A 19,789-nucleotide genomic window follows, 5' to 3' on the forward strand; every position below is an offset into this window, starting at 1 on the left:
GCCTTAGCCCTTGCATTCAGGAGCAAGCTGGCTAAAAAGCGCGGCTATCAGCAGGAAATAGGCGGACCAAGATGAAGGTTTTCGCAGGCAATTCGAACCGGCATCTCGCCGAAGCGATCTGCAGCTATCTCAATGTGCCTTTGGGCAAAGCCAGCGTCAGAAGATTTGCCGATCAGGAAATCTTCGTGGAAATTCAGGAAAACGTTCGCGGTGAAGACGTGTTCGTCGTCCAGTCCACGTCTTTTCCGACGAACGACCATCTCATGGAACTGCTCATCATGATCGATGCGATGCGCCGCTCGTCCGCGCGCCGCATAACTGCGGTTCTTCCCTATTTCGGCTATGCCCGCCAGGATCGCCGTGCCTCGGGGCGCACGCCGATCTCCGCCAAGCTCGTCGCCAACCTCATAACGGAAGCCGGCGCCGATCGCGTGCTAACCCTCGATCTGCATGCAGGCCAGATCCAGGGCTTCTTCGATATTCCGACGGACAATCTCTACGCCATCCCGGTCCTGACCCGTGATATCAAGGCCAACTACGACATCAGCAACGTCATGGTGGTTTCGCCTGATGTCGGCGGCGTTGTTCGTGCCCGCGCGCTCGCCAAACGTCTCGACTGTCTGCTGGCGATCGTGGACAAGCGCCGCGACCGCCCGGGTGAATCCGAAGTCATGAACATCATCGGCGAAGTTGAAGGCAAGGACTGCCTGCTGATCGACGACATCGTCGATTCCGGCGGCACGCTCTGCAACGCAGCCGATGCGCTGCTTGCCAAAGGGGCGGCAAGCGTCACCGCCTATATTACCCACGGCGTTCTCTCGGGGGGCGCGGTCACCCGCATCACTTCGTCGAAGCTTCGCGAGCTCGTCATCACCGACTCGATCCAGCCGACGACGGCTGTCCAGTCAGCTCACAACATCCGCGTTGTGAGCACGGCGAGCTTGATCGGTGAAGCGATCAACCGCACCAGCCAGGAAGAGTCGGTTTCCAGCCTGTTCGACTGAAGCGTTTCAAAACTTTCAACACCGCAGACGTTTGATCTTCCCCGGAAATGCAACTTGAGCTAGGATTTGAAAAGAAATCTAGCTGCAGGGGAAGAGTCATGACGCTCGCCGGTTTCCTGTTGCCTCGGAAGATCGCCCTGTTTGGGCTCATTTCGCTTCTGTCTGCCTGCACTGCCGACGTAGGACCCAATTATTGGCGCCCGCCACCTCGCGCGCCCAGTCCGCAGATATGCACTCTGGAATACAATCCCGTCTGTGGCCAACGCGGCGGACGTGTCCAGACCTTCGCCAATGCATGCCAGGCGCGTGCAAATAACTTTACAATCATCAGCCGTGGCCAGTGCCGCCGGCCGCCTCCGATGACATCGCGTCCGACACCTCTTCCGTCGAGGCCGCAGGTGTGTACCATGGAGTACGCTCCGGTCTGCGGCCAACGCAGCGGACGTGTTCAGACCTTCTCTAACGCGTGCCAGGCTCAAGCAGCCAACTTTACGGTCATCAGCCGCGGCCAGTGCCGCCGCCAGCCCGGCATAACAGTGCGCCCGCAGCGTCCGCCACCGCCGCGGCCCGGTGGCATATGCACGCGTGAGTACCGCCCAGTCTGCGGCCAACGAGGTTCACAACTGCGCACCTTCTCGAATACCTGTGAAGCTAACAACAGCGGCTTCCGCATCATACGCCAGGGCGCATGCAGGTAATGAAGTGGCGACCCTGACAAGTCGGCTTCCGCTTATGCGGGAGCCGAACTCCGTTTTTCGAAAACGAGTAAAAGCGCGACAAGCGGATCTGACTGACCGCAGTCGCTTAGGCAGCAATGTTTGACGCGGCCGACATGACCTCCTCGGGAGCCGGTACGCCGAACATACGTCGGCCATCGTCGGCCACCTCGGTAAAGCACCATCTGACGACGCCGTCGCGGTCAAGAAGGAACTCGCCGACCAGTTGGCCCTCACCCGTCGCAATCATCCGCTTGTCGTCGTCCGTGAACTCGTAACCATCGGCATTGTCGAGGTATTCAACAGCCGCCAGCGGGGCCATCGGCTCAGGCAGGTCAGGCATATCGACGCGCATCGACGTTAGCGTGTCGAGGCTAACCTTGTAGGGCCACGCTGTTTCCGATTGCGTGAACTCGATGTTGGGAAGCCCGAAGGCGCGATGCGATACCCTGTCGGGATCGGAGGCCGCCAGCAGATTGGGCAAGGGATGATACCGGAAATAGAGGCGTGCCCGATCGATAGGCGTATTGACCACCGTCAGACTTTCGATGCCCTTTTGCTGGAGGTCGCCCGCCAGGCTCGCCATCGCGGCGATTTGCCGCCTGCAGAATGGACAGTGGAGCCCGCGAAACAGGCCGACCAAAACCGGCTTCTGTCCTCGGAAGTCATCGATCGATATCTTGCCCTGACGCGTGATCGCATCGAGAATGACGTTCGGCGCGCGGTCACCGGGCTGCAGCGGTCTCTCGCTTTGATTTTCGGGCATGGCACCCTCCTTCATTTGCGCGTCGGCGAGCAAGCCGAGCAGAAGAAAAAATAGCGAAAACTCAGCACCTTACCTGCCGGCATTGAATCAATCCAGGAAGGGCAGCACGACCAGCGCGTCGGGATCCAGCCCATGCCTGACGCAAACATCCTGCGCGAGCGAAAAGTAGCGCTCCGCCTCGGCCATATCGTCCTTTTCCAAGTTCAACGTCGCAAGCCCATCATAGCATGGAAAGAGAAGCTGTGGCTCGCCGATTTCACGCGCGAGCTGAAGCGCTTCCTCGTAGTAGTTCCGAGCCAGGTCCGGTTCCCCGTGACACTGATGGATCTGTCCGAGCACGATGAGGGGCACCGCCAGGTGATCGCGCTGATCCAGCGCCCGGTCGATCTCGATCGCTCTTTCAGCCGCCGGCACTCCCTCCTTGGCACAGTTGTCGGTGAAGGTGCAGCAGGCGACCGCGAGGTTGGCGAAAAGCCGGGCTTGAAAACCGAGGTCGGAGATGCGCTTGGCAACATCGAGGCCCTGGCGACACACATCGATGGCACGCCGCGGATCGACGATCGTATAGAGAACGCCGAGATTGGAATAGGCGCGACAGGCCGCGCCGAGAAGCCCCGCCGTTTCGGCAACCTCCAGACTTCGCTCGACTTCGCGCACCGCCTCGCGGTGCCGCCCCAGCCGCGCCAGCGCCACCCCCTTTGTATTCAGCGCCTCCGCTCGCACCTGCGCAGCCTCCGAGGCCACGGAGCCTTCCCCATCCAATGTTGCAGTGTTGAGGCAGGACAGTGCATCATCGGCCCAACGCGCGGCAGCGGTCTGATCGCCCTTGCGGAAGGCGAGATGCCCACGCTCCTGAAGCAAATGGGCAAGTTCGATGGGTGCATTGCTCACGCTCAACAGCGAGGCGGCCTGCGCATAGTCGGCGTCCGCAAGATCACTTCTGCCCGCAGCAAGATTGAGGCGGCCGAGCTTGCGCAGAATCCGCGCCGCACCCGGCTGATCACCAGCTTCCTTTAAGGTCGTCAGTGCGCGGCCATAGTGTTCGCGGGCCGTCTCCCGCTCTCCCGCCGGCCCGCAGAGATCAGCGAACCGTTCATAGAGAGCAAGCAACTCCGAACCGGCTTGCGGGTTATCCGAAATTGCCGCAAGCGCCTCGCGGTAGAGGCGCATCGCATCGTCGTTTGCGTAGGTCTTGCGGGCCAAATCACCCGCGGCCATGAGGTATCGGACGCCCTTGCTCACCTCGTCGGCCCGGCAGTAGTGACGGCCGAGTTGTGCGATATCCTCGAGTCGAGCGGGTATGCCGTAATGTATTCTCTCGATCGCGGCCCCGATACGCGCATGCAGCTCCTTGCGGCGCTGTAGCAAGAGATTGCCATAGATGGCATCGTGCAATAGCTGCTGCGGGAAGCAATAAGAGATCGCCTTTGCCGAAGCAGCACCAGGCGTTTCCTCAACGACCTCGGCCTCGCAGAGAAAATCCAGCCCACGCTCGACACGCTCTGCATCCGATGCGACGGCGCGAAGCAATGCCAGATCGAAGCGTGGACCTATAACGGCAGCTTCCTGCGCCAAACGCTTGACGTCGGGCGGCAGGCGGTCGACGCGCGCCAGCAGCATCGCCTGCAGGCTCATCGGCACCTCGGTTCCCATTTCGCCACCCGCCATGCGCCAGCATCCGTTCTCGAAATGAAGTGCCTCGGTCTCGATCAGCGCCCGTACGATCTCCTCGATAAACAGCGGATTGCCGCCCGCTCGCGCGAGAATTCGTGAGCGCGTCTTCGCAGGCACGGAACTGTCCACGCCAAAGAATTGCGTCAGCAGAGCCTCGCCATCCTTACTCGAAAGCGGCGCGAGCCGCATGACGGTGCGGTTGATCCGGCTTGACTCCAGGCCTTCGCCCTCGGCAACCGACCGTCCTGTCGTCAGCATCATCAGGCGCGTACGTTCGAGCCGGTCCAGGACGAAGCGTAGCGCCTCGATCGAAGCGGCATCCGCCCAATGGAGATCCTCCACCACCAGCAGCAGTGGGCTTAGCGACAGCCGCCGTTCAAAGATCGTACGCGTGGCGTAAAAGATCTGCCGCCGCAACTGCTCTGGCTCGACATACCGCAGCGCTCCATCCGGATCGCCGAGGCCCAAGACATGAGAAAGGAGCGGCGTCAGACCCGCGACCTCGCTCTCGCTAAAACCAAGGTCGACCAATCCCGTTGCCAGCAGTTCGGCCGTCCGGGCTGCGGTTTCCCGCTCAGCTATCCCGTAGGCGCTGCGTAGAACCGATGCTAGCGTCCCATAAGATTGCTCCCCGAGGGGTGAGCAGACGGCACGCCGTACCACCACCTGCCCGAACCGCTCGGCTTCGGCGACGTTCTGCAGAAACTCCTTGACCAATCTTGACTTGCCGATGCCAGCCTCACCGACGAGCTGGACGAGTTGCGCATTGCCGCCACTGGCGCGATCCAGGCAATTGGACATCCGCGACAGTTCCGAGTCACGCCCGATGAGTTCGGCGTGCAGGCCTAGGCTTTCCAAACCGCGCGCGGCGTGAGGCGTCTCCATCCGTCCGAGGAGACGATGTACCTGTACATTTCCCGTCTTCCCGCGAAGGGCAAGCGAACCGAGATTGTCGAACGCGAACGCATGCCGCGTCAGACGGTAGGTTACCGGGCCTACCAGTATCTCGCCTGGACCCGCCATCGTTTGCAGTCGTTGGGCCGTATTCACTGTATCGCCGGTCACCGAGTAGGATCGCGCAGCCGCCGCTCCGAAACCACCGCTGACCACCGGCCCTGTGTTGATGCCGACATGCAGCTGCAGCGGATCTCCACCGGCCAGATCCAGCCATTTGGCGCCAAGGCGGTCAGCACCCGCAATCATGTCGAGTGCTGCGCAAAGGGCACGATCGGGATCGTCCTCATGTGCTGTCGGGGCCCCGAACAGCGCAAGCAACGCGTCACCGACAAACTTGTCAACATAGCCGCCATAAGCCTCCACGGCCCGCGTCAACTCCTCGAACAGTTCGTTCTGCAGCGAGCGCATCAGTTCCGGGTCAGTTCTCTCGCTGAGCGCAGTAAAGCCGCAGAGATCGGCAAACAGAACGGTCAGCGGACGCCGGTCGGCGGCATCGTCAGGCATGGATGTAGGCGGGACTGCTCGCGGCGGCGGTTCGGCAGGAACTGCACGACCTTCGGCCGGGCCAAGAGGTGTTCCACATTTTGGGCAAAACGCAAAATCGGGCTGGCATGTCTCGCCACAGGAGGCGCAGACGATCGGTTGTCTTGCGCCGCACTTCGGGCAGAACGCAAAACGACTTTCGATCGCAAAACCACAGGCGGCACAATTCATCGGCCTGCCTCTCTGAGCGCACCGGCCTCACCTAGAGAGCCGACACTGGCAACACAGCATGGACCTGCCGGGGGCGCCCCGCAAGGCCCCTCGCCTTGAGCTGCAAGGCTAACGTAGCAGGCTCAATCCGCGCCCTTGATGACCTGGCCGTTGATCGTGACGGAGCCGTTTTGCGCGACGCTGATATCCCAGCGTTGACGCCCGTCGGGATCAGTCTTCGCAAAGCCCTTGGCCATCATCAGGCCGAACGACACCTGATTGAGCTCGGCGTTGGTCTTCGCAAGCTCCTGAACGGCGGCGATCGTCTTGTCGAGATCACGCGCCAGAACCGTCGCTTCCATGGAATAATCCTTGGAAGTATCGACCCGTCCGCGGACCTTTGCGGAAATCTCGGCATCGTAAACGCTCGAGACCGCGCTGATCTTCGGGAACTCCATGACCAATTCGCCGCCCTTGAAGAGCCGCTCGACCGCCTTCTTGCCGCTATCTTCTGACGATGCGCCGCTGAAATCGACCTTGAGAAACTCATCGCCGAACGCCGCAAAATCCATGTTGGGTATCGCCAACTGCAGCTGCAATTGCCGGGGCACGAAGTCTGAATAGGCCGCAGGAACGATCGCGCTCGCGAAACTGATTTGATCCGCCGTCACACCCACTCCAAAGCGCGTCGCGTCGGTCGCGCCGTCGAGTGCAACCTCATAATTGAGGTTCTTGGCGCCACCGTTACCCGCGGCACTCGACACTGTGAGATTGTTGAAGTCGATCGTTTCGTTGAAGCTCGTCAGCAACGGAAACGCGTCACGAAGCATTTCCTTCAACTTCTCGCCGTCCGCCACAGCAAGTTTCTTCTCGTCGGCGTGGTCGGCCACGAACATGATGATGTCGCGAACCTTGTTCACGGGCAGGCCGTTCACCGCCGCTGCGAAATCGATTGTGTCAGCGCGGATTTCGACCGGAGGCACTTCGCGACTGCTGATCTTCTCTAGGAATCCCGCGGCCGAGCCGCTGGTGGCAAAATTCGTCGTGCCGGCCGCAGCACCCTCCGACGACGTCAGTTTGTATTTCATGCTATCAAAGCCGGCGCTTACTTCCTCGGCTTCGGTCTTGGATGAGAAATTCACGGCCTTCGTAGAGAAGTCGCCCGAGCGGAGATAGCTGATCGCCGGGTCGAAAACGCCACTGAAAATGAAGGTCTCGATGATGTAGGCAAATTCCGTCTTTGGCTGTCCCGACGCCTTGAAGCTGCCAGACACATTGAGGGAATTGTTCCCCTCCACGCTCCACAGACCGGTATCCAATCGCGTTGCGAACATCGACCACGGCGTCAAGCCGGTGACTGTAAAGCTGCCCGGATCGATGCTCTTCAGAAGCTTCGCAAAATCATAGATGATCTCGTAGCGTGTCCCAGCCGGATTGACGGTCACGAAACCGTCTTTCGCCACTCTCTTCGGCAGCAGTCTCGTCAGGCTTTCTTGAACCTGCCTGGCCCCAGCCTGGTTGATGTCAGCGGCATAGGCCGCAGATGCCAAGGCGAGCGCGATCGTACTCGTTGCCGCAATAAGATTGAGCCGCATATCCGAACTCCTCCGCCGCTTGTGTTTTGCGAGCATGTGAGGTTTCCGCGCGGCGGATGTCAAGCCGTGTTGCAGTGCGGTGGTCAGGCCGCCGCATCGGCCCTCGAAGCAACGACCTGGCGATCTGTCGCGCCTGTTCCATCGCCATTGACGAGGGCCTCGATGTCTGGACGTGGCATCGGCTTTCCGAAGAGGAAGCCCTGCACCTGAAGGCAACCTTCGCGGCGGAGGAAATCGACGTGCTCTTCGCGTTCTACGCCTTCGGCGAGAACCGGAATATCAAGGCTCTGCGCAAGAATGAGCGTTGAGCGAACGATCGCTGCCGACTGCTTGTTGGTGACGACGCCATCGACAAAAGCACGGTCGATCTTGATCTTGTCGAACGGGAAGCTTTGCAGCGTGGAGAGAGACGAATAGCCGGTGCCGTAGTCGTCCATTGCCACCTTGACGCCGAGCTCCTTCAGCCGGCGGATGGCGTTCAACGCGTGCCCGTGGTCGGCAATGATGCCGGTCTCCGTAATCTCGAGTTCGAGGCGTGGCGGTACCAGACCCGTTTCGGCGAGAATCTGCTGTACAATCTGCGGCAGACGGCTGTCTGCGAGCTGTTGGGCCGCGACATTAACCGCTATGCTCAAGGGGTTCTTCCAGCTGGCCGCTTCCACGCAGGCGTTACGCAACACCCATTCGCCGAGCTCCATGATGAAACCCGTTTTCTCGGCGATCGGGATGAATTCGACCGGCGAGATGTAGCCGCGCGTCGGGTGTTTCCAGCGCAGCAACACCTCGAAACCCAACACCGCACGCGTCATGGTATCGTTCTGCTGCTGATAAAAGAGTTCGAATTCGCCCCTCTTCAGCCCTTCGCGCATCTCGATCGCCAGCGCACTTCGTTCCCGCGCTGCTTCGTCCATCGAGGGATCGTAGAAGCAGATACTGCTCCCCGCCGTCGTCTTGGCACGATACATGGCAACGTCAGCCTGCGAAAGCAGGTCATCGACGGTGCGCGCCTTGTCCGGAAAGCTGGAGATGCCGATGCTGGACCCGACGCTAAGCGACTGGCCATTCCACTCGACCGGTCGCTCGATCTCGTCGAGCAGGCGCTGCGCAACACTTCTGGCCTCGGAGCGGCCAACGTGATCGCGCATGACGACCACAAATTCATCGCCGCCGATCCGGGCCACGAACTGTCCCTTTTGCATGACCTTCACCAGCCGCTCGCCGATCGCCCGCAGCACGGCGTCGCCAGCCGCGTGACCATGCACATCGTTGATCTCCTTGAACCGATCGAGGTCGAAGCAGAGAGCGGCGACATTCCAGCCGATTTCATGGGTCCGTTTGGTCACGGTGGCGAGATGTTCGTTCAGCGCCGCGCGGTTTGCGAGGTTCGTCAGTGGATCGTGAAGCGAGAGATGACGATAGCGAGCGACGGCCGCTTCCGTCGACTGCATGTCGATAATGTAGGTGGATGCGCCGAGGAGCAGGATGATGACCATGACGGTACCGACCAAGCTGGTCATCACGCCCACCGAGAGAATTTCGCGAGGAACTGCGACCGTCACATCCGGGACGATCGTCATGCCCGCCATGCCGAGGAAATGCGTGGAAACGATCGCAAGGATCAGCGGCAAGGCCGCCCCAACCGGGCTGAAGCGCGCCGTCGGCCGCACAACCCGGCGCGCCATGAGCGCGCCAAAACCGGCCGCCGCAATCAGCGAGGTAACGACATAGGCAGTATTCCATTGGACCTCGCCGGCCACCTTGTAGCCGGCAATACCGACGTAATGCATCGCTGCGACACCAAGGCCGACGATTGCGCCCCCGGCCTCGACAAGCGCGTCCTGGCTTCGCATCGAGGCGACCGAAAAGCCGATCATGGCGGAGGCGATGCCGATGAAAAGCGACAGCAGCGTCAGATCCGACTCATAACCGCTGAGCGTCGGCGCTCGGAAGCCAAGCATGGCGATGAAATGGGTCGTCCAAATTGTCGCGCCGCCGACGAACCCTGACAGGAACAGCCAATTGAATTTCTGGAACCCATGGGTGCGCCGAACCCGCGAAAAAAGCCGTACCGTGAGTAGCGAGCCAAGCAGGCAGATCACGGTTGCAAAGGTCAGGTGCGGCCAGCTGTGTTCGGCTGCAATGCAGGTAAGGAGACGTGGCATCGGAGAGACCAGGTTGCGTTTTGGCCTTCATAACCGCGCCGACATTTTGTATTACTTAATCTCTGGGGGAAATCCGGCCGTATAGTTAAGCCTTCGCGATCCGCTTCAACTTCCGCAACCGTTGCCTGGTGCCACTCGCCAAGTGCTTGTCCCGCACCATGATCCCCGCCACCTGTAAGGCACCAGCTTGCGTTTCCGTCACATCTATACTATAGCGCACGCGTCCGCGCAGACACCCTTGGAGGCAACGCGGATGAGGATGGGGTAACCCGCCTCCAGTTCCGCGGCAAGCATAGGCCTCCGCGGGGCTCTCCAAATAACCTCGGAAGGAAAAGTCATGAGCCACGAAAGCTACGAGCTCAAGGCCGAGGCGCGCGAACGGGTTGGTAAGGGGTCCGCCCGTGAACTTCGCCGCAACGGTTTGATTCCCGCTGTCATCTATGGTGACAAGCAGGCCCCCATTTCTATCGCTCTCAACACCAATGAGGTGACGAAGCGCATTCATGCCGGTGGTTTCATGACCACGATCGCGACCATCGAGGTCGACGGCAAGAAGTACAAGGTTCTGCCGAAGGACTACCAGCTGGATCCCGTCCGTGACTTCACGATGCACGTGGACTTCCTGCGCGTTTCCGGCAACACCCAGGTCACGGTTGAAATCCCGGTTCACTTCATCAACGAAGAGAAGTCCCAGGGTCTCAAGGCTGGCGGCGTTCTGAACATCGTTCGTCACGAAATCGAAGTTCACTGCCCGGCTGATGCGATCCCGGAATTCTTCAACGTTGACCTGAACGGCAAGAAGATCGGCGACAGCATCCACATTTCCGACCTTACCCTGCCGAAGGGTGTAACGCCGACCATTTCCGATCGCGACTTCACGATTGCGACGGTTATCGCCCCGGCTGGCGGCGTTGACGAAACGGTTGCAGAAGAAGGCGAAGCAGAAGCCTGATCGCTTCCATGATTTGTAAAGCATAGGGCCCGCTTTCTCTCGAAGGCGGGCCCTTTTCATTGGTTGCAAGGAGCCTGTTTCAGCAACATTTAATACATTTCATGGAAGCATGCCGGTACGTTTTTGAAAGACCCACGGGCGTCGAAAACCGTGAATGCAAAGTGCGGCTGGGAGCAAAACGGAACAATGCACAATTCCGTTGAAAATCGTTTTTTGGCAATCATTTGCGGAGCTTTGCTGCTCTTCGTTGCTCCACTGTTCGTCCTTTTTCTTTTTCTTTCTTCCGAGCGCGCAGACAAGGAAATACGCGACCACATCTCGGTTCTTCTTGTCGCCAATTCTCAGGCCCTCGCCAAGCCGCTCTGGGACCTTGATGATGACAGCGTGACGCAGATCAGCGCGACGATCGTTTCGCAGGGCGCGATCGTCAAGGTCCAGGTTCGCGACCAGTCCGGCCAGCTGGACGTCACGCAGTCGACCATACCGAAGTCGTTCAACGGCAACCTCGTCCAGGTGTCGCGCGCGATCATATACAACACGATCGACGGCCCGAAGAACCTGGGCACGATCTCCGTGTTCTATCCAGCGCTCGGTCTCTTCTCCGGCCTCAAGCACGAAGAGATCGTCTTCATGTCGATCTTCATCTTCGCGGTGCTGGCCGTCTTCAGCGCCGCCTTGATCGGCAATCGAATCTTCATCATCCGGCCACTGATGCGCCTGACGGCAGCCGTCGAGGCAACCCGCCAGCTGGGCTCGCGTCATCACGTCAACTGGCAATCGAACGACGAGATGGGACGCCTCGCCAGCGGCTTCAATGAGATGCAGTCGAAGCTCGAAAGCGAGGAGCGCGAATTGAAGCTCGCGCATCGCCGTGCCGTCGACATTTACGACCTGACGCCGGCGATGCTGTTCTCGCTCGACGAGGATGACCGCATAACGGCGGTCAGCGACTATTGGCTCGTCGCGACCGGCTATGAGCGGCCGCAGGTGGTCGGCCGCAGGTTTGCAGACCTCGTTACACCAGATACGCGTGAGGCCTTCCTCGGGCGCAAGAATGACCTCGATGGCGGCGCCGCATTCGACGTGACGGTCAAGTTCATATGCGCCAGCGGCAGCATCATGGATGTGCTCATCCTTGAATCGACAGCAGCCACCGCGGGTCATGACCGGCTCTCGCTGTCGGTAATGACCGATGTCACCGAGCTGAAAGCTTCCGAGGCACGCAATCACGAGCAAGCAATCCGCGACCATCTGACCGGCCTGCTGAACCGTCAGGGTTTCGAGTCCGTGCTCGATACCAAAATTCAGCAGGCGGACGCGCTCGGTCAGGAACTTGCCTGCCTGTTCGTCGACCTCGACCGTTTCAAATGGATCAACGACAATCTCGGCCATGCCGAGGGTGACAGGGCTCTTCGGGAGTTTGTCGACCGATTGAGGATGCATCTGGCGCCATCGGACCAGGCGGCACGCCTGGGCGGCGACGAATTCGCAATCCTTCTGCCGGCAAAAGATGCCGCGCGGCGGGCGGGCGCGATGGCCGAGCAGATCGCCTCCATCTTTGTCGAGCCGTTCGGTCCGGACCTGCATTTGAGCGCCAGCGTCGGCATCGCCATCTACCCGCGTCATGCCGCGAACGCTGCCGAGCTGTTGCAGAAGTCTGACATGGCCATGTACGCGAAGAAGCGCGACGGCAAGAACGGTGCGCAGCTCTTCGACAACCGCATGATGGACCACGCTAGGGCTCGCGCCGAAATCGAGACCTACATCGAGGCAGGCCTCGCGGAGGATTGGTTCGACGCCTATTTGCAGCCGATTGTCAGCCTCAACGGCCGCGGAGTCGCCGGTTTCGAGGCGCTGATGCGCCTGAACCATCCGCAAAAGGGTTTGATGGCGCCGGCCGAGATCATCAATGTCGCGGAGGAGACGGGCAAGATCATTCGCGTCGGTAATGTCATTATGGAGAAGGCGATCGCCCACCTTGCAGCCATTTCCAGGCTGCCGGGCATGCAGGACAGCTATCTCGCCATCAACTTCTCTCCTTTGCAGTTCGAAGCCGCCCTGCCCGCGCGCCTTGCCGCATTGCTTGGCCGCCACGGAATCCTCCCGCAGCGCATCGTCGTCGAAATCACGGAGGCAGTGTTGATGCATAACAATCCGCTGATCCGCACTATCGTTACCGAGATGCGCCGCTTCGGCTGCCGGATTGCCCTCGATGACTTCGGCACGGGCTATTCGTCGCTGAGCTATCTCAATCGCTTCCCGGTCGACATCATCAAGATCGACCAGTCGTTCACCCGGTCAATAAACGACGCCAACGACGACGTTCGCCAAAAGAGCCGCACGCTGGTGGAGAGCATCACGACGCTGTCCCACAGGATGGGCTGCACCGTTATCGCCGAGGGTATCGAGACCGAGGACGAATGCCACACGCTGCACGAAATGGGCCTCGACTTCGGTCAGGGATACCTATTCCATCGTCCGCAGCATGCCGCCGCTCTGATCGAGCGCCTGTCAGCGTCGGGCCAGCTCATCGCACGAGCTTCGTGAACCGGGGAAGAAGAGCAACACGATGAAGAGACTGCTGCTTTCTATTCTGTTGAGCCTCGGTGCCTCGACACATGCCATTGCCGCCGGCGTCACACTCGCCACGGAGGAATACCCCCCCTTCAGCTACCGCGACGGAAAGACCGTAAAAGGCGCGTCGGTCGAGCAGGTCGAAAAAGTGATGAAGGACGCCGGGATCGACTACACGATCGAGATGATGCCTTGGGCCAGGGCCTACAATCTTGCCCAGACCACCCCTATGAGCTGCGTCTTTACGACCGCTCACAATGCGAAGCGCGACCCGATGTTCAAATGGGTCGAACCCTTGCTGGTCGATCGCAACATCCTCATCACCAGAACGGGCTCCGGCGTGGCAGCCAAGGATCTAGAGGAAGCCAAGAAGTATACGGTCGGTACCCAGCGCGAAGACTATACGGAGATGACACTGAAGGAGAGCGGCTTCACGAAGCTCGACGTCACCACTGACTTCAATTCGACGCTGCGCAAGCTGCTCAATGGCCGCATCGACATGATGCCTATCACCGAAATCTACTTCGAGAAGCTCAAGGCAGAACAACCCTTGGAGAAGGTCACGGTGCTTTCCACGCAACAAATGGGGATCGCCTGCGAAAAGGACTTCCCTGGCGACCTGCTGGCCAAGATGCAGGCGGCGCTGGACAAGCTGATTGCCGACGGCACGCAGAAGTCCATCTTCATCACGTATGGCCTGAGCCCCGCAGACTGATTTTTCAACGTTTGCGGTCTCGCCGTCTTGACTTTGACGCCGTTTCGCGGTGGTGAACGCATAAAGCACATTGCAAGGAATGAACGAGCCATGCTTGTTATCGCGGGTCTCGGCAATCCCGGTGGCAAATACGCCGGAAACCGCCACAACATCGGCTTCATGGCCGTCGATGCCATCTACCGCCGCCATAGTTTTTCGCCCTGGTCGAAGAAGTTCAAGGCCGAGATCGCCGAAGGCGAAATTGCAGGCGAGAAGGTGCTGCTCATCAAGCCGCAGACCTATATGAACCTCTCGGGCGAAGCAGTCGGCGAGGCCATGCGCTTCTACAAGCTGCAGCCGGCCGACCTCGTCGCAATCTATGATGAACTCGACCTGCCGTCAGGCAAGGCACGCCTCAAGACGGGCGGCGGCCATGGCGGTCACAACGGCATCAAATCGCTCGACGCTCATTGTGGCAAGGAATATCGCCGCCTGCGGCTCGGCATCGGCCACCCTGGTGTCAAGGAATTGGTGCAGCATCACGTGCTCGGCGACTTCGCCAAGGCCGATCAGGCTTGGCTCGAGCCGTTGCTGGATGCACTTGCCGATAACGCCGACATGCTGGTTCGCAAGGAAGACTCCCAGCTGATGAACAAGCTGGCACTTGCACTCGGCGGCAAGGCCGAAGAAGAAACGCCGAAGCCAGAGAAAAAGCCGGTGGCGAAGTCTCATATCCGCGCGGCCCGCAACAACAACCAGCCGAAGTTGCCCACGACAGGACCAATGGCCGAAATGCTGAAGAAGATGTTCGGCAACAAGGGTGATTGAGTATGTCAATCGACGAACTCGTCATTCGTTCCGCCGAGGCCGCCGACCTTCCGAGCCTGCTTGCTCTCTACCATGACCTAAACCCTGCTGATCCGGTCATCGACTGCGAGCGTGCCGAAGAGCGGTTCGAAGCGATCCTCGCGCAACCGGGAATGACTGTCTTCGTCGGCATCGCAGGTCAGGCCGCCGCTTCGTCCGTGACGCTGATCGTCGTCCCCAACCTGACCAGGAATGGTGCATCCTATGCGCTGATCGAAAACGTCGTCACGGCGGCCCGCTACAGGCAGCGGGGCTACGGACGGGTGCTGATCCAGCACGCCATCGAAACCGCATGGAAAGCAGGTTGTTACAAGGTGATGCTGCTAACCGGCTCGAAGGATCCTGCGACGCTGCGCTTCTACGAGAACTGCGGCTTCACGCAGGACAAGACAGGCTATCAGGTCCGGCGCGCCGACAACTACTCCTCCGGCTCCGCCGTCAACATCAGCGGAAAACCGGCCTCCTTGGCATAATCCATCGCCTCCTTGACCTTCGTCTCGGCGATATCCTTCGTGCAGACCACAACAACGCTTGATCCCATCTTGTGCGCCGTCATCATCACACGGTAGCCGGTCTCCTCACTCATTCGGAAGACGACCTTGAGGATCATCACCACGAATTCGCGCGGCGTGTAATCGTCATTGAAAAGGATCACCTTATAGAGCTTCGGCCGGTCTAGCTTCGGCTTCGACTTTGTCTTCGGTTTAAGGGCAATATCGTTGTCACTCATCGGAAACCCACCCGTTGATGACATGGAGAGGCGAGAACGTTCGCCGGTGTCTATATTGCGCTGCAAGGGCGGGCGTTCAACCCCTCAGAATGCAAGAGACTTGCGCTAAAAGCTTGACCGCAAGGCGCGTTTTATCCCATAGCCAGCACCAACGAATTCAAGAACAGCGGGTTTTCAGGCCATGGGCTTCAAATGCGGTATCGTCGGTCTGCCGAATGTCGGCAAATCGACACTCTTCAACGCGCTCACCAAAACGGCAGCAGCGCAAGCGGCAAACTATCCCTTCTGCACGATCGAGCCGAACACCGGCGAAGTCGCCGTTCCAGATCCCCGCATGCAGAAGCTGGCGGCAATCGCCGGCTCCAAGGAAATCATCCCGACCCGCATCTCCTTCGTCGACATCGCCGGCTTGGTGCGCGGCGCGTCGAAGGGTGAAGGTCTCGGCAACAAGTTCCTCGCCAACATCCGGGAAGTCGACGCCGTCGTGCATGTGCTGCGCTGCTTCGAGGACGACGACATCACACACGTCGAGGGCCGCATCAACCCGGTCGGCGATGCCGACACGATCGAGACCGAGCTGATGCTCGCCGACCTCGAAAGCCTTGAGCGCCGCGTCGAGCAGACCCGCAAGCGCGCCACCGGCAAAGACAAGGACTCGATGGCACAGCTGCCGGTCATGGAAGCCGTGATCAAGCTGCTGAACGAAGGCAAGCCCGCACGCCTGCTCTTGAAGACGCTGGCGGCCGAGGAGATCGAGATCCTCAAGGGCCTCAACCTCCTGACGTCGCATCCGGTCCTTTATGTCTGCAACGTCGCGGAAGCCGACGCTTCGACCGGCAACGAACACACAAAGGCAGTCGCCGCCATGGCCGAGAAGCAGGGCGCCGAATGCGTCATCATCTCGGCCGCGATCGAGTCCGAAGTGGCCCAGCTTCCCGAAGAAGAAGCAACCGAGTTCCTATCGGCGCTCGGCCTCGAGGAAGCCGGGCTGGACCGGCTGATCCGTGCCGGTTACCATCTGCTCGACCTGATCACCTATTTCACCGTCGGCCCCAAGGAAACCCGCGCCTGGACGATCGTTCGCGGCACCAAGGCGCCACAGGCTGCCGGCGTCATCCACACCGACTTCGAACGCGGCTTCATCCGCGCCTTCACCATCTCCTACGACGACTACATCAACTTCAAGGGTGAAGTCGGCGCCAAGGAAGCAGGCAAGGGCCGTGACGAAGGCAAGGAATATGTCGTCCAGGACGGCGACGTGATCCACTTCCGCTTCAACACCTAAAGCGGAACCGAGGCGACTGCCGCCTATGCCGGCGGCAGTTTCTCCTGGATCGCTACCGGCAGCCGGCGCATCACGAACCGCCGAAGCGGCATCCATCCGGTCCCAATGACGAGCACGATCACGCCAACGGTCAGAAGCGTGATGTAAATATAGGTATCGACGCGCGCGTCCCCCTGGCGGAAGATGCCGTAGACAGCAAAGCCCAGCGATACCAATCCCGATGTCACGAAGGCACGCCGGTCGATGACAAGCCCGATCAGCATGAGCGCGATGACGGTCGCGATGACCACCGGCGTGCGAAACGACACGGTCTGCAACGCGGCAAGCGTACCGCCGCTGAGCCCCGCAAGCGAAATGACGCTATAGAGCAAAGCCGGCGCGGCACCCAAATGAAGCCAGAAGGCAACGTCGGAATTGACTGTACGACGCAGCGGGTCCCGCAGGTCGAATGTCATGGCCAAGGCAAAAAGACCGACCGCACACGCGATCGCGATGATCGACAACACGAGCGGATGATTGACCTCGAACAGAGGATCGCCGGTCAGCCAGCCAAGCGCGCGCAGGACCAGCTGCAGAAAGACCACAGCCGCCCCCATGATCGTCAGGGCAAGCGCGAGCGGTACGCGATAAAGCAGATAGAAGAGCCCCAGCACGACTGGAAAGGCAAGGGTGTACTGCAGCGCAACGTTGCCACCTATCGCAACGAAGGAAAGTGAGTCGTCCAGCCACTGCGCGGCCGCACTTGCCGTCCAGACGGCAAGTGCGATCGTTAGCGCAACGGCCGGCAGCGCCAGCCTTTGACGCCGAACAAGGATCTCGGCAAGGACAACGATTGCCGGCAGCACGGCATAGATCGAAGCGATGCCCCAAAGGCCGGCCAAAGCTACGATGATGCCGATGGTTATCAGGACGTCGTGAAAGCCGCGCACGAAGCTCGGCGTTTCGGTATCCGAAAAAGGCGCCAACGGTCTGTGCAATTCGGGCGAAGGCTGATCGACCTTGACGCCGCGCGCAATCAGGAACGGCAGTAGCCGGTCAGCAGCCTGGCGCGCAATGATGCCTTCACGCTCAGCCTCATCGAGGATCAACTTCAGTTCTGGCATGTTCAAAATCTCGTGGGAATCGTTGAGTCGCGTCGAATGCTATTGTAGTCGTTCTGAAACTCCTACGAGGTGAAGAAGAATTTGTCCGATCAGAAACTCGCCTTTGAAGATTTTCAGCCGGGTCGGCGTTTTGCGCTCGGCCCGAGAGCAGTAACGGCAGAGGAGATCATCGAGTTCGCGCGCGAATTCGACCCGCAGCCGATGCATGTCGACGAGGCAGCGGGCCGCGCCAGCATTCTCGGTGGACTGGCGGCATCCGGCTGGCACACGTCCGCGCTGTTCATGCGCATGATGGCGGAGAGCTTTCTCGTCAATTCGTTCTCCCAAGGTGCGCCCGGTGTCGATTTCATGGAATGGCGAAAGCCTGTCCTTGCCGGCGATACGCTCTCCGGCCATTCGACGGTCATCGAGTCGCGCGCGCTGCGCTCGAGACCGGGCATCGGTATGGTGAAATTTTGCCACGAGGTCGAAAACCAGAAGGGCGAACTCGTCTGCCTCTCAGCGAACTCGATCATGTTCGCCCTGCGTGACATGCTGGAGAAGACCGCATGATCATGGCTGAACGCTACGCCAGTGGCGAAAAGACAGAAATCGGCAGCTACCTGTTCACGGCCGAGCGCATCGTACACTTCGCGGAGCGCTTCGACCCGCAGCGGTTCCATTTGGATGCCGAGGCAGCGAAGTCTTCGCTCTTTGGCGGCCTTTGCGCGTCGGGATGGCACACCTGCGCGGCATGGATGAAAACCTTCGTTGCCTACTGGAGCGCGGAATGCGCGCGACTGGCAAGCGAGGGTATCAAGCCGCCCAAGCTTGGCCCCTCTCCCGGCTTCACGAAACTTCAATGGCTCCGGCCGGTCTTCGCCGACGAGGAAGTGACCTATTCCGTCACGCTGCTTTCGAGCCGCCCGCTGGTGTCCCGCCCGGGGCGTCGCTTGAACACCATTTTTTGCGAGGGGGTGCTCGCTGACGGCACGCCGGTGGTCCGGTTCGAAAGCACCGTCATCGAATTTGAATAGTCGCGGGCCTCAGTGGCCCGCGAATTCCACCAGCGTGCGAACGTCCACGCCAAGCTCTTCCAGTTTTCGGCGACCGCCAAGGTCCGGCAGGTCGATGACGAAGCAGGCAGAAACAACCTCCGCCCCCATCTGCCGTAGAAGCTGCGTCGCGGCGACGGCCGTTCCTCCGGTCGCAATCAGGTCGTCGACGAGGATAACCTTCTCGCCCGGCTGAACCGCATCCAGGTGCATTTCCATCTCGTCCACGCCATATTCAAGGCTGTAAGCAACGCGCACCGTATCGCGTGGCAGTTTGCCTTTCTTCCGGATCGGCACAAACCCGGCGGAGAGCTGGTGTGCGACGGCGCCGCCCAGGATGAAGCCCCGCGCTTCGGTTCCGGCAATCTTGTCGATCTTCAGGCCCGCATAGGGTTGGACCAGTTCATCAACGGCGCGGCGGAAGGCACGCGGATTGCCGAGAAGCGTGGTAATGTCGCGAAAAATGATACCGGGCTTGGGGTAATCCGGGATGGAGCGGATGCTGGCTGCTAGCTCCGAAATCGTATCACTCATGGAATGTCCGTATTCTGCAGGGCTTCAATTCGGCTGCACCCTATCAACTGCCAGTGCCGGAACCAACAAAAAAGGCGGCCCGAAGGCCGCCTTTCCCTAAACTCTGGGCAAATCCCTCAGTGTTCCTTGTTTGCGTAGACGGAGCGCTTGGTCAGGTAGATCAGTCCGGAGAAGATGACCAGGAAGACCATGACCATGAAGCCGGTGCGCTTGCGCTCCTCGAGATGCGGCTCGGCGGCCCACATCAGGAAGGAGGAGACGTCCTTGGCGTACTGGTCGACGGTCGCCGGCGATCCGTCGTCATAGGTGACCTGGCCGTCGGAGAGCGGCTTTGGCATGGCGAGAGCAGCAGCACCGGCGAAGTACGGGTTGTAGTGCGTGCCCTCGGCCACCTGGACGCCGGCCGGCGGCTGCTGGTCGTAGCCGGTCAGCAGCGAGTAGATGTAGTC

General features: G+C 60.1%; 18 protein-coding genes. 10 read left to right on the forward strand and 8 right to left on the reverse strand.

Annotated features, from left to right (window positions below):
- Window positions 1-71: 71 nt before the first annotated feature.
- Both C934_RS0113600 and C934_RS33655 read left to right on the forward strand, forming a co-directional pair.
- Window positions 72-1,004: a ribose-phosphate pyrophosphokinase gene (locus C934_RS0113600; RefSeq protein WP_018857228.1), complete on the forward strand. Its 933-nt coding sequence runs from the start codon at window positions 72-74 to the stop codon at window positions 1,002-1,004.
- A gap of 98 nt (window positions 1,005-1,102) precedes the next feature.
- Window positions 1,103-1,702, forward strand: coding sequence for a Kazal-type serine protease inhibitor domain-containing protein (locus C934_RS33655; RefSeq protein WP_082728609.1), 600 nt, complete (start codon window positions 1,103-1,105; stop codon window positions 1,700-1,702).
- 106 nt (window positions 1,703-1,808) lie between these two features.
- On the opposite strand, the gene C934_RS0113605 is transcribed toward C934_RS33655, so the two are convergent.
- The 4 genes from C934_RS0113605 to C934_RS0113620 form a co-directional block, all read right to left on the reverse strand.
- Window positions 1,809-2,486: a peroxiredoxin-like family protein gene (locus C934_RS0113605; RefSeq protein ID WP_018857229.1), complete on the reverse strand. Its 678-nt coding sequence runs from the start codon at window positions 2,484-2,486 to the stop codon at window positions 1,809-1,811.
- A gap of 87 nt (window positions 2,487-2,573) precedes the next feature.
- On the reverse strand, window positions 2,574-5,831 hold the full coding sequence (locus C934_RS0113610; RefSeq protein WP_026371797.1) for an adenylate/guanylate cyclase domain-containing protein: 3,258 nt from the start codon (window positions 5,829-5,831) through the stop codon (window positions 2,574-2,576).
- Between the two features lie 122 nt (window positions 5,832-5,953).
- Entirely contained in the window at window positions 5,954-7,405 is a 1,452-nt protein-coding gene (locus C934_RS0113615; RefSeq protein WP_018857231.1) for a hypothetical protein, read from the reverse strand.
- An 83-nt stretch (window positions 7,406-7,488) separates the two neighbouring features.
- Window positions 7,489-9,567 carry a putative bifunctional diguanylate cyclase/phosphodiesterase gene (locus C934_RS0113620; RefSeq protein WP_018857232.1) on the reverse strand — a complete coding sequence of 693 codons (2,079 nt, stop codon included), beginning with the start codon at window positions 9,565-9,567 and terminating at the stop codon, window positions 7,489-7,491.
- Between the two features lie 337 nt (window positions 9,568-9,904).
- Here C934_RS0113620 and C934_RS0113630 point away from each other — a divergent pair, with 337 nt between their 5' ends.
- From C934_RS0113630 to C934_RS31955, 5 genes are all read left to right on the forward strand, one after another.
- Window positions 9,905-10,519 (forward strand): 50S ribosomal protein L25/general stress protein Ctc, encoded by a 615-nt coding sequence (locus C934_RS0113630; protein WP_018857233.1) that lies wholly within the window; start codon window positions 9,905-9,907, stop codon window positions 10,517-10,519.
- Between the two features lie 186 nt (window positions 10,520-10,705).
- Window positions 10,706-13,066, forward strand: coding sequence for an EAL domain-containing protein (locus C934_RS0113635; protein ID WP_018857234.1), 2,361 nt, complete (start codon window positions 10,706-10,708; stop codon window positions 13,064-13,066).
- A 22-nt stretch (window positions 13,067-13,088) separates the two neighbouring features.
- Complete coding sequence (locus tag C934_RS0113640) at window positions 13,089-13,808, forward strand: substrate-binding periplasmic protein (RefSeq protein WP_018857235.1); 720 nt, start codon at window positions 13,089-13,091, stop codon at window positions 13,806-13,808.
- Window positions 13,809-13,898: 90 nt separating this feature from the next.
- Window positions 13,899-14,615, forward strand: a complete 717-nt coding sequence (pth, locus tag C934_RS0113645; RefSeq protein WP_018857236.1) for an aminoacyl-tRNA hydrolase — start codon at window positions 13,899-13,901, stop codon at window positions 14,613-14,615.
- Between the two features lie 2 nt (window positions 14,616-14,617).
- Window positions 14,618-15,127 carry a GNAT family N-acetyltransferase gene (locus tag C934_RS31955; RefSeq protein ID WP_018857237.1) on the forward strand — a complete coding sequence of 170 codons (510 nt, stop codon included), beginning with the start codon at window positions 14,618-14,620 and terminating at the stop codon, window positions 15,125-15,127.
- Here C934_RS31955 and clpS read toward each other — a convergent pair.
- On the reverse strand, window positions 15,073-15,384 hold the full coding sequence (clpS, locus tag C934_RS0113655; protein WP_025661709.1) for an ATP-dependent Clp protease adapter ClpS: 312 nt from the start codon (window positions 15,382-15,384) through the stop codon (window positions 15,073-15,075). The two genes, C934_RS31955 and clpS, sit on opposite strands and share 55 nt — an antisense overlap.
- 181 nt (window positions 15,385-15,565) lie before the next feature.
- Here clpS and ychF point away from each other — a divergent pair, with 181 nt between their 5' ends.
- Window positions 15,566-16,669 (forward strand): redox-regulated ATPase YchF, encoded by a 1,104-nt coding sequence (gene ychF / locus C934_RS0113660; protein WP_018857239.1) that lies wholly within the window; start codon window positions 15,566-15,568, stop codon window positions 16,667-16,669.
- A 23-nt stretch (window positions 16,670-16,692) separates the two neighbouring features.
- Here ychF and C934_RS0113665 read toward each other — a convergent pair whose 3' ends face one another.
- Window positions 16,693-17,772 carry a hypothetical protein gene (locus C934_RS0113665; protein WP_018857240.1) on the reverse strand — a complete coding sequence of 360 codons (1,080 nt, stop codon included), beginning with the start codon at window positions 17,770-17,772 and terminating at the stop codon, window positions 16,693-16,695.
- An 81-nt stretch (window positions 17,773-17,853) separates the two neighbouring features.
- Here C934_RS0113665 and C934_RS0113670 point away from each other — a divergent pair, with 81 nt between their 5' ends.
- Both C934_RS0113670 and C934_RS0113675 read left to right on the forward strand, forming a co-directional pair.
- On the forward strand, window positions 17,854-18,324 hold the full coding sequence (locus C934_RS0113670) for a MaoC family dehydratase (protein WP_026371798.1): 471 nt from the start codon (window positions 17,854-17,856) through the stop codon (window positions 18,322-18,324).
- Window positions 18,321-18,788, forward strand: a complete 468-nt coding sequence (locus C934_RS0113675; RefSeq protein WP_018857242.1) for a MaoC family dehydratase — start codon at window positions 18,321-18,323, stop codon at window positions 18,786-18,788. The genes C934_RS0113670 and C934_RS0113675 overlap by 4 nt, the downstream gene beginning before the upstream one ends.
- 9 nt (window positions 18,789-18,797) lie before the next feature.
- Here C934_RS0113675 and C934_RS0113680 read toward each other — a convergent pair whose 3' ends face one another.
- Both C934_RS0113680 and C934_RS0113685 read right to left on the reverse strand, forming a co-directional pair.
- Window positions 18,798-19,340, reverse strand: coding sequence for an adenine phosphoribosyltransferase (locus C934_RS0113680; protein WP_018857243.1), 543 nt, complete (start codon window positions 19,338-19,340; stop codon window positions 18,798-18,800).
- 116 nt (window positions 19,341-19,456) lie between these two features.
- A partial coding sequence (locus C934_RS0113685; RefSeq protein ID WP_018857244.1) for a cytochrome c1 occupies window positions 19,457-19,789 on the reverse strand: 333 nt, incomplete at its 5' end.

The sequence above is a fragment of the Rhizobium sp. 42MFCr.1 genome, from assembly GCF_000377185.1.
Classification (GTDB): Bacteria; Pseudomonadota; Alphaproteobacteria; order Rhizobiales; family Rhizobiaceae; genus Rhizobium; species Rhizobium altiplani.

What these genes read in the sequence shown, in the direction of transcription:
- C934_RS0113600 (WP_018857228.1), top strand. Translation starts at nt 72, where the DNA reads ATGAAGGTTTTCGCAGGCAATTCGAACCGGCATCTCGCCGAAGCGATC.
- C934_RS33655 (WP_082728609.1), top strand. Translation starts at nt 1,103, where the DNA reads ATGACGCTCGCCGGTTTCCTGTTGCCTCGGAAGATCGCCCTGTTTGGG.
- C934_RS0113605 (WP_018857229.1), bottom strand. Translation starts at nt 2,486, where the DNA reads ATGCCCGAAAATCAAAGCGAGAGACCGCTGCAGCCCGGTGACCGCGCG.
- C934_RS0113610 (WP_026371797.1), bottom strand. Translation starts at nt 5,831, where the DNA reads ATGAATTGTGCCGCCTGTGGTTTTGCGATCGAAAGTCGTTTTGCGTTC.
- C934_RS0113615 (WP_018857231.1), bottom strand. Translation starts at nt 7,405, where the DNA reads ATGCGGCTCAATCTTATTGCGGCAACGAGTACGATCGCGCTCGCCTTG.
- C934_RS0113620 (WP_018857232.1), bottom strand. Translation starts at nt 9,567, where the DNA reads ATGCCACGTCTCCTTACCTGCATTGCAGCCGAACACAGCTGGCCGCAC.
- C934_RS0113630 (WP_018857233.1), top strand. Translation starts at nt 9,905, where the DNA reads ATGAGCCACGAAAGCTACGAGCTCAAGGCCGAGGCGCGCGAACGGGTT.
- C934_RS0113635 (WP_018857234.1), top strand. Translation starts at nt 10,706, where the DNA reads ATGCACAATTCCGTTGAAAATCGTTTTTTGGCAATCATTTGCGGAGCT.
- C934_RS0113640 (WP_018857235.1), top strand. Translation starts at nt 13,089, where the DNA reads ATGAAGAGACTGCTGCTTTCTATTCTGTTGAGCCTCGGTGCCTCGACA.
- pth (WP_018857236.1), top strand. Translation starts at nt 13,899, where the DNA reads ATGCTTGTTATCGCGGGTCTCGGCAATCCCGGTGGCAAATACGCCGGA.
- C934_RS31955 (WP_018857237.1), top strand. Translation starts at nt 14,618, where the DNA reads ATGTCAATCGACGAACTCGTCATTCGTTCCGCCGAGGCCGCCGACCTT.
- clpS (WP_025661709.1), bottom strand. Translation starts at nt 15,384, where the DNA reads ATGAGTGACAACGATATTGCCCTTAAACCGAAGACAAAGTCGAAGCCG.
- ychF (WP_018857239.1), top strand. Translation starts at nt 15,566, where the DNA reads ATGGGCTTCAAATGCGGTATCGTCGGTCTGCCGAATGTCGGCAAATCG.
- C934_RS0113665 (WP_018857240.1), bottom strand. Translation starts at nt 17,772, where the DNA reads ATGCCAGAACTGAAGTTGATCCTCGATGAGGCTGAGCGTGAAGGCATC.
- C934_RS0113675 (WP_018857242.1), top strand. Translation starts at nt 18,321, where the DNA reads ATGATCATGGCTGAACGCTACGCCAGTGGCGAAAAGACAGAAATCGGC.
- C934_RS0113680 (WP_018857243.1), bottom strand. Translation starts at nt 19,340, where the DNA reads ATGAGTGATACGATTTCGGAGCTAGCAGCCAGCATCCGCTCCATCCCG.